This is a genomic window from Streptomyces sp. NPDC085946 (assembly GCF_044540485.1).
GTDB lineage: Bacteria > Actinomycetota > Actinomycetes > Streptomycetales > Streptomycetaceae > Streptomyces.
In genome coordinates, this window is sequence record NZ_JBITSF010000016.1 from 48,694 (window position 1) to 60,514 (window position 11,821).

Here is an 11,821-nt window from a genome sequence, read left to right on the forward strand (position 1 = left end):
TCACCGCTCCCTGACCAGCGCCGCGTACGCGCCGCCGCGCGCCACCAGCTCCTCGTGGCGCCCGCGTTCCACGACCGTGCCGTGCTGCAGGACGACGATCTCGTCGCTGTCGCGGACGGTGCTCAGCCGGTGCGCGATCACCACGCAGGCGCAGCCGCGCCGGCGCAGGTTGTCCATCACGAGCAGCTCGGTCTCCGCGTCCAGGGCGCTGGTCACCTCGTCCAGGACGAGGATGCTCGGCCGGCGCACCAGGGCCCGGGCGATCTCCAGGCGCTGGCGCTGCCCGCCGGAGAAGTTCCGGCCGTCCTGCTCGACCCTGCTGTGGATGCCGCCGGGGCGGCGCATGATCACGTCGTACAGCGCGGCGTCCCGCAGCGCCTCCACCACGGCGTCGTCGGGGACCGACGGGTCCCACAGCGCCACGTTGTCGCGGACCGTGCCCTCGAAGAGGAACACCTCCTGGTCGACGAAGGAGACCGAGGCGGCCAGCGCGCCGCGCGGGATGTCCTCGATGCGCCGCCCGTCGATGCGGATCACGCCCTCCCACGGCGCGTACAGGCCCGAGATCAGCCGGGACACCGTGGACTTGCCGCTGCCCGAGCCGCCCACCAGGGCGACCTGCTGGCCGGGGCCCACGGTCAGGTCGAAGCCGGCCAGCAGGGGCTTGTCCAGCGGGTTGTAGCCGAAGGTGATGTCCTGCAGCTCGACGTGCCCGTCGAGGCGGCGTGCCGGCCCGCCCGCGCCGGGACGGCCGTAGAGCGGGTCGGCCCGGAAGTTCTCCACGTCCTTCAGGCGGGCCACGTCGGCCGCGAAGTCCTGGATGCGGCCCGCCACGCCGTTCAGCCGGGTCAGCGGGGCGGTGAAGCGGGCCACCAGCGCCTGGAAGGCGACCAGCAGGCCGACGGACAGGTGGCCCTCGACGGCGCGCAGGCCGCCGATCCACAGGATCAGCGCGCTGTTGAGCGTGGCCAGCGTCGGCGCGACCACGCCCAGCCAGGCGGACGGCACGCCGAGCCGCTGCTGCTCCTCCAGCGTGGTGGCGTGCTCCCCGGCCCACTTGCGGAAGTAGCCGTCCTCGCCGCCGGTCGCCTTCATCGTCTCGATCAGCTGGAGCCCGGTGTAGGCGGTGTTGGTGAGCCGGGCCGTGTCGGCGCGCAGCTTGGCGGTGCGGGTGGCCCGCAGGCGCAGGACGACCCGCATCGCCACGATGTTCAGCAGCGCCACGCCGATGCCGACGGCGGTGAGCTGGGGGTCGTACGTGTACAGCAGGACGGCGTACAGGACGACGACCACCGCGTCCACGCCCGCCGCCGCCAGGTCGCGGGCCAGGGTCTCGGCCACGGCGTCGTTGGACTGCAGGCGCTGCACCAGGTCGGCGGGGCTGCGCTGGGAGAAGAACGTCACCGGCAGCCGCAGCAGGTGGCGCAGGAAGCGGGCGCTGGACAGGGTGGAGGAGATGATCCGGCCGCGCAGCAGGTTCGCCTGCTGTAGCCAGGTCAGCACCACCGTGAGCAGCACGCACGCCGCCATCGACGTGAACAGCACGCCCAGCAGCGAGGTCTGCTCGCCGATGAGGAACGAGTCGATGTAGGTGCGGCTGAGCGCGGGCACCGCCGCGCCGACCGCGACCAGCAGCAGGCTGGCCAGCACGGCCGCGGGCAGGGTGCCCGCGGTGCCGCGCAGCCGGGCGGGCATGGCGCCGAGGACGCCCGGTCTGCGGCCGCCCCGGGTGAAGTCCGCACCGGGTTCCATCACCAGCACGACACCGGTGAAGCTGCCGTCGAAGTCCTCCAGCGGCACGAAACGGCGGCCCTTGGCGGGGTCGTTGATGTACACCCCGCGGCGGCCGAAGCGGCGGCCCATGCCGTCGTAGACGACGTAGTGGTTGAACTCCCAGAACAGCACGGCCGGCGCCGCCACCCCGGCGAGGGCGGCCAGGTCCATCTGCATGCCCTTGGCGGTCAGGCCGTAACTGCGGGCCGCCTTCAGCAGGTTGCTGGCGCGCGAGCCGTCGCGGGAGACGCCGCAGGCGATGCGCAGCTCTTCCAGCGGGACGTGCCGGCCGTAGTGGCCGAGCACCATCGCCAGGGAGGCGGCGCCGCACTCGACGGCCTCCATCTGGAGCACGGTGGGGGTGCGGACGCTTCGGCCCCGGGCCTTGGGCACGCCGCGGCGGGGCGGGGCGGCACGGCGTCCGCCCCGGGTCTGGTGTGCGGTGGTCACGGCAGCAGCCAATCGACGGGACGCTGGTCGGCCAGCCGGATCGAGCCGGTGGCCAGGGTCATGGAGGTCAGCCGGTACGGCGGTCCGTCCGCGGTCGACCAGCGGTAGCCGCTCTCGGTCGCGGACGACCGGTCGAGCCGGACCGTGACGGCCACCGCCCTGCCCTCCTCGGTGAACTGCTCGCCCAGCTGGGCGTCGCCGAGGAACGCGCCGATCTGCCGCGCCGACTGGGCGGTGCGGTCCACCGCCTTCACCCGGCCGCGCAGCACGCCGTACTCCTGGCTCGGCACGGACTGGACGGTGAGGTCCACAGCGGCGCCGGCGGGGATGGCGGCGGCGTTCTGGGCGGGCACGTACACCGTCGCGTACAGCGGGTCCCGGGCGTGGGCGACCCTCTCCACGGCGGCGACGTCCGCGCCGGTCCGCAGGATCTGCCCGACGGTGGCGGCGAGCGCGGAGATCCGGCCCGCGTCGAGCGAGCGCACCACGGTCTCCCCCTGACCCGTACGGACCTTCAGGACGGGGGAGCCGGCGGGCAGCCGCTGGCCCTGCTGTGCGAGGACCGCGGTGACCTGGCCCGCGACGGGGCTCTGGAGGACGTAGCTGCCCTGCCCGTGCGTGAGGACGGCGGGCGCGCTGACCGTGGAGACCACCGAGCCGGTCACCGCCCACACCGAGGCGGCCGCCATCGCGACCACCGTCACGGACAGCGCGAGCCAGCCCTGCGGACGGGCGAAGCGCACCGGAAGGTCGAGTTCCTCCGGCGACTGGAGCTTGGCGAGGGCCTGTTGGCGGAACTGCAAGGGACTTCCCTCACCCTGGTAAGGAAACGTTCACGGCACCCGAGAATCCCGGAACCGCCGGCTGCGGCTCCGGGACCTCAAGGGCACGGGGGCGCGATCAGAGACCGGCGACCAGGTTGGTGACCGGGGCGGTGTTCAGGCCGGTGACACCCTCGACGGTGCCGACGGCCGTGTCGACCAGACCGGAGACCGGGGCGATGCCGTCCACCGCGCCGACGACGGTGTTGACCGCGTTCACGGACAGGCCACCGGAGACGTTGTCGAGCTCGGCGTCGGAGATCTCGGCGGTCTGGACCTGGGGGGTGGAGTTCATGATGGAACTTCCCTTCGTATGGATACGTACAAGGGGGGAGCGGCCCCCTCTGGGGACAGATGGACGGCCGCGACCGCGGGCGCCGGACGCCCGTCTCCAGGAGCCCTTCGCGGCCCCCGCGGTGCGATGGATCAAAGCACGCGGCGGGCGCCCGCTTCCAATCAACCAACGCTCCCACCAGCGCACTTGTGTGCCGGACGCCGCCAGGCGTGCACACCCGTGCACGCCGCGGGAGCAGCTTCTTCACATGCGTCACGGCATCGGCCCGGCAGAGTCCTTGCCTCCTGGCGGCGAACCCGGCACTCCCGCCCCGGAGGCGCGGCCGGGACCGCCGGTCCCGGTCCGTCCCCGGGGGTCTCGTGACCGGGTTGGGCATGCGCTGTGCAGATTCGCTGAAGCAGTGGTTCCGCTCCGTGTCCGCCACTGACCGTTTCCGACCGAGCACGGAACGTGTCAGCCCAGGAGGGCGTACACCGTGCTCGCGCGGGCGGCCAGCTCACCCGACGGGTCGGCGGTCAGGGCGATGTCGGCGAACGCCATCCGGCGGCCCAGCTTGGTCAGCACCGCTTCGATGAGGACGTCCGAACCCGTCACCGCGCGCTGGAACGACGTCGACTGCTGCACCGTCGTCATCGGGACGAAGCCGCCCCGCGCCGCCGACACGGCGATCACCGTCGCGGTGTCGGCGGCGGCCATCAGCGCCTGCCCGGACAGCGCGCCGCCCTCCCGCGCCAGCCGGTCCGACCAGGGCAGCCGCAGGACCGCCCGGTCCTCGCCCACCGCCTCGACGGCCAGGCCGAGGTCGAGCACCCAGGGCGCGAAGTGGACGGAGAGGAGGGTGCCGGCTTCCGCGGTGGTCATCGTCATGCCCCGAGTGTTCCCGCCGCGGCCGCGCCGGACGCGGGAGCCGGCCGAATCGGTGCCGCAACCGCCGCGCCCGCGAACGGAATTGAACACCCCGGATCAGCCGTGCGTACCAACAGCCGTCCAGGCGCCCCCGACTACCGCCGAACCGCGGCACACGGACTCCGGTCCCCCAGGAGGTCGAGAAGTTTGAGTCACAAGCGAATTCCGAAGCGCAAGGCGGCGATGGCCGCGGGCGGCGTGGTGGCGCTCGGCGCGGCCGCGATCCTGCTCCCTCACGCCAACGCGTCCCAGGACGGCGCGTCGGGCGGCGCGGCGGCCGCGCCGAAGACCCTCAAGGCGGCGGACGCCCCGGACCTCGCCTCGCAGCTCGCCGGGCTCCTCGGCGACGCGTTCGGCGGCTCCTACTACGACGCCGGCGACCGGCAGCTCGTCGTCAACGTCGTCCCGGGCGACAACAACAACGTCATCGTGCAGGCGAAGAAGGCGGGCGCCGAGGTCCGCGAGGTCGACAACAGCTGGTCCGAACTGCAGGCCGGCGCGCAGACCCTGAAGTCCGAGGCGAGCGTCCCGGGCACGTCGTGGGCCATCGACCCGCGCACCAACAAACTGCTGGTGACCGCGGACAGCACGGTCACCGGCGCCCGGTGGGACCAGCTGGAGTCCGCCGTGGAGAGCCTCGGCTCCGGCATGGCGACCCTCAAGAAGTCCGCGGGCACCTTCAGGACGTTCGCCTCGGGCGGCGACGCCATCTTCGGCGGCGGCGCGCGCTGCTCGCTCGGCTTCAACGTCACCGCGAGCGACGGCTCGCCCGCCTTCCTGACCGCCGGGCACTGCACGGCCGCCGCTCAGCAGTGGTCCGACGCGCAGGGCGGCGCGCCCATCGGCACCGTCGACCGGTCCGTGTTCCCCGGCGAGGGCGACTTCGGGCTCGTGACGTACGACGACCCGGCCACTGCGGCGCCCAGCGAGGTCGACCTCGGCGAGCAGACCGTCCAGATCACCGAGGCCGCCGAGGCCACGGTCGGCCAGCAGGTCTTCCGGATGGGCAGCACCACGGGGCTCGCCGACGGCCAGGTCCTCGGCCTCGACGCCACGGTGAACTACCCGGAGGGCACGGTCACCGGCCTCATCCAGACCGACGTGTGCGCCGAGCCCGGCGACAGCGGCGGCTCGCTGTTCACCCAGGACGGTCTCGCGATCGGCCTGACCTCCGGCGGCAGCGGTGACTGCACCTCCGGCGGCGAGACGTTCTTCCAGCCGGTCACCACCGCGCTGGAGGCGGTCGGCGCCACCCTCGGCGCGGGCGGCGGGGCCGGCGACCAGGCGGACGGCGAGGACGCCGGCGCCGGGCAGCAGGGCAACGGCCAGGGCGCGGAGAACGGCCAGGGCGTCGGCAACGGCCAGGGGAACGGGCAGCAGGCCGGTGGCGAGGAGGCCGGTGCCGGTGACCTCGGTGCGGGTGAGGAGGCCGGAGCGGGCGAGGAGGCCGCGGACGGCTCCGGGCTGGTGGAGAGCCACTGATCCTGCCTCACCGTCCCGCGGGGCGCGCTCCCGCGGCCGGCCCGGTCCCGGTGCCGCGCCGCCCGGCCCCGCCGGCGCCGGTGGCCCCCACGCCGGCCCCGTCCCGCCCGACGCCGTGGCGGGACGGGCCGGCCCACCGGTGACCCGGCCGCCGGCCGACCCGCCGGCGGTGCGGCGGACCGGCCCTCTCCGTGAGGGCCGGTCCGTCGTGGTGCAGGGGGTGCGGAGAACCGCCGGCCCTGCGCCCCGCCAGTGCTCCGGACGGGCCCTGATCAGCAGCAGGGCGATGTCGTCGCGGCACTCCTGTCCGTCCGCGGTGTGCCGTCCGCGATGTGCCGTTCGTGGTGTGCCGTTCGCGCCGGACGAGGAGGCCGGCGAGCTCCTCCGGCGGCCGCCCCGCCGGCCGCGCGGCCTCCACCGCGCCGAGCGTGCCGGCCGGGCCGCCCACCGCCGGGCCGCCGAGCCGGCCGGGTCCGGGAAGCGGCGGGCGGCCCCGCTCGGCGGCCCGCTCCGTCCGCAGCGCCGGCCGGTCGCAGGCCGCCGCGAGGCGATCCCGCTCCCCGCCGGACAGCTCCGGCGGATGCGAGCCGGGCCATGTCACGAACACCGCTCCGTACGAGGTCGTCGCCGTCGCCGCCGGCATCGGCGGCCGGCGCGAAGAGGTGGGTGGCACCACGGCGATCCGCGGGTGGCGGCGGGCCGTCTCCTCCTCGCCCCGACCTGGGCCGGCCGCCGTTCGCGCGCCGCGTCGGCGACCGGGACGGGCGCGTTCGGCCGGACCCGCTCCCACGGCGCGGCGAAAGCCCGGGCAGTCCCGCCACCGCCGTCATCCGGAGCACCGGCCGGTCCGGTGCCAGCAGGCAGACCGCGCCGGAGCGGGCGTGCACCTCGTCCGTCACCGAGGCCAGGGTCAAGGACAGCAGCGGCCGTCCGGCCGACGCTGCGTCCGTGGCCGGCGCCTGTGCGGGCGCCTGCCCGCCGGACACGCCGACCACCTCCTCGTACGGCAGGGCGACGGGTCCCGGAGACGCATCTCCCCCTGCCGTCGCGTCGCGCACGGCGGGCGGTACGGGAACGCGTTCGGAACCGCCCGGTCACGGACACACAGGGCCCGCACCACGGCGAACCCCTCCAACTACCCCGGACTTCCGGGCTCATGCCCCTCGACTCGATGCGCGGGACGGCGTACGGGCGCCTTCTGTGCGCCCCCGCGCATCCTGTTGGCCGGATGTCTTCGGTCGGGGACGGTCGCGGGGGACGACCGGGGACGCGGGGGCGGTGAGGGGCCGGAGCCCGGCACCGGCCGCACGGGAGGGCACGGGTGGGGCTCCGCCTGCCCCCACCGCGGGAAACGGCGGGCGGCCGGCCGTACTCGACGGCCGCGGACGGGACGCCCTACAGTCGCCGGGGGCCGGACCCGAGGGCCGGACCCGGGGCCGGACCCGTCCGGCGCCGCGTACGGCGGCGGACACCGGACCGGGGCGGTCGCGGCCGCGGTCGCCATCGCCGGCAGCCGGTTCCCGCCGGCCCGGTGGCGTCCGGCACCGCTCCGTCCGGCATGCGCGACGCCGGCAGCGCCGGGAACCCGCACCGCCGGGAACCGGCACCGCTTCGAGCCGGCCACCGTATCGAGCCGGCACCGCTTCGAGAGACATTCGAGAGACAGGGGACAGCGCGGATGGTGGGGAACAACCCGTGGATCCGGGAACTGCGCAGGACGGCACGGCCTGCGGCGCACGTGGTCTTCTTCCCGCACGCCGGGGGCGCCGCCACCTTCTTCGCGCCCTTCACCCGGCACCTGCCCGCGGACTTCGACGTGTCGGCCGCCCAGTACCCCGGGCGCCAGGAGCGCTACGGCGAACCCTTCGTCGACACCGTCGAGGGCCTCGCCGACCACCTGGCCGAGGCGCTGCGGCCGTACGCCGCCCGCCCGGTGACGCTCGTGCTCGTCGGGCACAGCATGGGAGCCAGGGTGGCCTTCGAGACGGCGGCGCGCCTCACCGCGGCCGGCCCCGCGGCACCCTGCCGCCTGGTGGTGTCCGGCAGTCCCGCCCCGTCGACGGGCCCCAGGGACGAGGTGCACCGCGGCACGGACCAGGAGATCCTCGCGCACCTGGCCGCGCTGGGCGGGACCGACGCCGAGATCCTCCACCGCCCGGAACTCGCGCAGCTGTTCCTGCCCGCGCTGCGCAACGACTACGGGGCGGTCGCGCGGTACCGCCCGGCGGAACGCACCGTGCTGGACCTGCCGGTGCTGTGCCTCGTCGGTGAGCAGGACCCCCGGGCCACGCCCGAGGACGCCGCCGTGTGGAAGGAGCACACCTCGTCGGACTTCGCCCTGCGGACCTTCCCGGGAGGCCACTTCTTCCTGACGGAGCACCGGGAGACCGTGGCCCGACTGGTCACGGAATGGGCGGAATCCGTACCCGGCGGCCCCGTCCCGCCGGACGGCGATTGAAATCCGAGGGGATCTCGCGGGTTTGAAGGCATGGACCCGGGGCACCCGCGCAGGCGGCGACCCGGCCCGGATGCCGCCGCTCGGCACCATGTCTCACCGAGGCGACCGGCGGCCATCCACACGGGTCACACCGGCACCGCCCGTTCAACTCCGGGGGGTTGCCATGGGGTGACCCACCGTGAAAACTAGGGGCGGTTTCGGCCGGGACGAGGGCTTTGTGATGCGCTTTCGCGATTGTCGGACAAGGCGCGTCGGGTGTGTATACCCTCGGAAACCGGCACCGAGCGGCCGGCTCCGTCCGGCCCGCCGTCTGTTCGTACCTGCTGGGGGAAGGCCCCGCGCAACGGCTGCGCGGGTGAGTGACAGGGGGATGTCTTGATGTCGGCTAGGTCCGCCGCCGCGATGTGGAGGCCACCGTCCGTCCTCGGCCGGACGGGCGGCAACGTCCCGACGGTGCGGACGTGTTGACGCCGCGCGTCCGTTTCCGGTGACGCGCCCGGTCCCGTGACGGGCGGACCGCACCGCCCCGCCCGGAGCGGCGGACCGCACCGCACGGACCGGTGAGACGGCGCGGACGCCGGCCGCGGCGCCCGTACCGCCGTCCCCCCGCCGGGCCGACCCGCCGGTGCCACCGCGCCGCACGGCCGGCGCACGCGCCACCTCCACGGCACCGTCGCAGATCCCCGCACGTCCATGCCCCACGGCACGGCCTCGCCGTGCCCCCGCACGCCCCACCACGAGGGAGATTCGGGTGACCAGAGACAGACTCACCGAGGAGCACTTACCCTTCGACACGCTGTCGGAGCGATGGCGGTCCTTACGCGAGAGCGGCCCCGTGCGGTACGACGAGGGCCAGGGCGTCTGGCAGGTGACCGACCATCAGCACGTCGCCGCGGTGCTGGCCGACCCGGCGACCTACTCCTCGGACCTGACTCCGATCGCCCCCACCCAGCAGGACTTCGAGACCTTCCGGCAGGGCAACTTCGTCGGCATGGACCCGCCGGAGCACCGCAAGCTCCGCACCCTGGTGAGCCAGGCGTTCACCCCGCGGGTGGTGCAGGGGCTCCAGCCGCGCATCGAGGCCGTGTGCACGCGCCTGCTGGACGCCGTCGAGGACCACGACCGGTTCGACCTGGTCGACGCGCTGGCCTACCCGCTCCCCATCATCGTCATCGCCGAACTGCTCGGCGTCCCGGCCGGCGACCACCGGCTCTTCCAGGAGTGGGCGAGCGTGCTGTTCGGCGGCGACCAGCTCGGCGAGGCGCCCGACATGGCCGACCTGGAACGCGCGCTGGAGGCGATCGCCCCGACCGTGCGCGAGATGAACGGCTACATGCTGGACCACATCCGCCACCGCCGCGCCCACCCCGGCGAGGACCTCACCAGCGCGCTGATCGCCGCCGAGGTGGACGGCGTCCGGCTGGCGGACCAGGAGATGGTCGGGTTCGTGGCCCTGCTGCTGGTCGCCGGGCACATCACGACCACGGCGCTGCTCGGCAACGCCGTCGTCACCTTCGACCGGCACCCCGGCACGCTCGGCGCGCTGCGCGCCGATCCCGACGGGCTGCCGGACGCCCTGGAGGAAGTGCTGCGCTGGCTGCCCCCGTTCCCCGAACTCGGCCGCCGCGTCACCCGTCCCGTCGAGCTCGGCGGTCACCGGCTCCCCGCCGACGCCCTGGTGATGGCCCATCTCGGCGCCGCCAACCGGGACCCGGCCCGCTTCCCCGCGCCGGACGTGTTCGACGTGCGGCGCCGTCCCAATCCCCACCTGACCTTCGGCCACGGCATCCACTTCTGCTTCGGGGCGCCGCTCGCCCGGCTGGAGGCCAGGATCGCGTTCCGCCTGCTGCTTGAACGTTTCTGTGATCTCGCCGTCCCCTCCTCCGCGGACGTCGTCCTGCAGAACCCGGCCGTCATCGTCGGCGTGCGCCACCTGCCGGTCGAGGTCAAGCGGACGTAGCGGCCGACGCGACGGCGGCGCGCGGCAGCCCCGCGCACCGCATCCGTACAGACCGCACCCGCACGCACGCGGCCCCGCGCGCACCGCATCCGTACGGACCGCACCCGCACATACGCAGCACCCGCACGCAGACAGCACCCGCACGCACGGCACCGCACGCAGACAGCACCCGCACCGACGCGTCCCGCCCGTCCCCAGGCCGCACCGCTCGCCGGCAGGCGCGTCGCCCTTCATGAGCCCAGCTACCGGGAGATCCCCCTCATGCCGTACACCACCACCGCCCGGGTCGTCGACCGGCGACCGCTCCTCACGCGCCGGACGCTCCAGCAGCGCCTGGACGCCCTCGCCCGCACCCACCGGGTGCCCGGCGCCCAGCTCGCCGTGCACACCGGCACCGAGGTGCTGAGCGTGTCCACGGGCGTGGCCGACGCCGTCACCGGTACCCCGATGACCGGCGACACGGCCGTTCCCCTGGGGTCCCTCACCAAGACCTACACGGCCGCCGCCGTGGCGCTGCTGGCCGACGACGGCGACCTGGACCTGGACGACCCCGTCGCCGAATTCGCTCCCGAACTGCGGCAGTTACCCGACGTGACGATACGTCAGGTGCTCAGCCACACCGCGGGCCTGCCCACCGGCCCCGACTCGGACACCGCCGCCCGGACCACCGTCTCCCGCTACCTGACGACGGTGTGCACCGCGCGCGACACCCTCTTCGCGCCCGGCAGCGGCTTCTCCTACTCCAACGCCGGCTACGTCGCCGCCGGCCGGGTGGTGGCGGCGGTGACAGGCATGACCTGGCAGGAGGCCGTCCGCGCGCTGCTGCTGGAACCCCTGGGCACCGTCCCCGCCTTCCTCGGCGAGGCGTACCCCGCCCGCCCGGCCGCCTCCGGCCACGCCCGCAACACCGCGTCCGGCCGGCTGCTCCCGGCACGGCAGAACCTGGCCCCGGTGGAGGCGCCGGCCGGCGGCCTGCTGGCGAGCGCCGCGGACCTGCTGACGCTGGGCCGGGCCGTGGCCGGCCGTTCCGCCGCGCTGCCCGCCGCGGCCGCCGCGGACCTGCGCAGCCCGCAGCCGCACGCCGTCCCGGCCGGCCTGGCCGACGGCTGGGGACCGGGCCTGGCGCTGTTCCGGCAGGACGGGCTGTGGTGGTGCGGCCACGACGGCAACGCCCAGGGCACCTCCTGCCACCTGCGCGCGGAACCGGACAGCGGCGTCGTCGTCGCCTTCACCGGCAACTCGGGCGGCGCGACCGCCCTGTGGGAGGACCTCGCCGACGACCTCGCGCACCTCACCGGCCTGCGGGTGCCGGCCCGGTGCGCCCCCGTGCGCCGGGGGCCCGCCGTCGCCCTGCCCGAGTGCGCGGGCACGTACCGCAACGGGCGGAGCGAGTACCGGATCACCCTCGGCGCGGACGGCTCCCCGGCGCTCTCCGTGGACGGCGACCTGCCGATCCCGCTGATCTGCTATCAGGACCTCTCCTGCGACCTGGTCGACCCGGCCACCGGCCGGCCGCAGCCCGGCGGTCTGTTCCACCGCGACCCGGCCACCGGCGTCATCGACCGCGTGCAGATCTCCGGACGCGCCGCCCGCCGCGACCCGGCCTGACGCCCGCCCGCCCGGCCGCAGCCCCGCACACCCCGCCCCGGGTCCGCGCGACCCGTGGCCCGCCCTGC

General features: G+C 75.0%; 8 protein-coding genes. 4 read left to right on the forward strand and 4 right to left on the reverse strand.

The genetic code is table 11. The annotated features are described in order from the left end of the window. The 4 genes from ACIF8T_RS27775 to ACIF8T_RS27790 form a co-directional block, all read right to left on the reverse strand. Complete coding sequence (locus ACIF8T_RS27775; RefSeq protein WP_400038832.1) at positions 1-2,223, reverse strand: NHLP family bacteriocin export ABC transporter peptidase/permease/ATPase subunit; 2,223 nt, start codon at positions 2,221-2,223, stop codon at positions 1-3. Beyond that, the gene (locus ACIF8T_RS27780; RefSeq protein ID WP_400038833.1) at positions 2,220-3,026 is read right to left on the reverse strand and encodes an HlyD family efflux transporter periplasmic adaptor subunit; all 807 of its coding nucleotides are present in this window, start codon (positions 3,024-3,026) and stop codon (positions 2,220-2,222) included. Before ACIF8T_RS27780 ends, ACIF8T_RS27775 begins: the two co-directional genes overlap by 4 nt. Before the next feature lie 97 nt (positions 3,027-3,123). Next, complete coding sequence (locus ACIF8T_RS27785; protein WP_400038834.1) at positions 3,124-3,339, reverse strand: type A2 lantipeptide; 216 nt, start codon at positions 3,337-3,339, stop codon at positions 3,124-3,126. A gap of 453 nt (positions 3,340-3,792) precedes the next feature. Further along, complete coding sequence (locus ACIF8T_RS27790) at positions 3,793-4,206, reverse strand: PaaI family thioesterase (RefSeq protein ID WP_400038835.1); 414 nt, start codon at positions 4,204-4,206, stop codon at positions 3,793-3,795. Positions 4,207-4,392: 186 nt separating this feature from the next. On the opposite strand from ACIF8T_RS27790, the gene ACIF8T_RS27795 reads away from it, so the two are divergent. The 4 genes from ACIF8T_RS27795 (at position 4,393) to ACIF8T_RS27810 (ending at position 11,753) form a co-directional block, all read left to right on the forward strand. After that, positions 4,393-5,727, forward strand: coding sequence for a S1 family peptidase (locus ACIF8T_RS27795; RefSeq protein WP_400038836.1), 1,335 nt, complete (start codon positions 4,393-4,395; stop codon positions 5,725-5,727). A gap of 1,678 nt (positions 5,728-7,405) precedes the next feature. Continuing rightward, positions 7,406-8,185 carry a thioesterase II family protein gene (locus ACIF8T_RS27800; protein ID WP_400038837.1) on the forward strand — a complete coding sequence of 260 codons (780 nt, stop codon included), beginning with the start codon at positions 7,406-7,408 and terminating at the stop codon, positions 8,183-8,185. A gap of 835 nt (positions 8,186-9,020) precedes the next feature. Beyond that, positions 9,021-10,145, forward strand: coding sequence for a cytochrome P450 (locus tag ACIF8T_RS27805; RefSeq protein WP_400038838.1), 1,125 nt, complete (start codon positions 9,021-9,023; stop codon positions 10,143-10,145). Positions 10,146-10,406: 261 nt separating this feature from the next. Next, positions 10,407-11,753, forward strand: a complete 1,347-nt coding sequence (locus tag ACIF8T_RS27810; protein WP_400038839.1) for a serine hydrolase domain-containing protein — start codon at positions 10,407-10,409, stop codon at positions 11,751-11,753. The last annotated feature ends 68 nt before the right edge of the window (positions 11,754-11,821 follow it).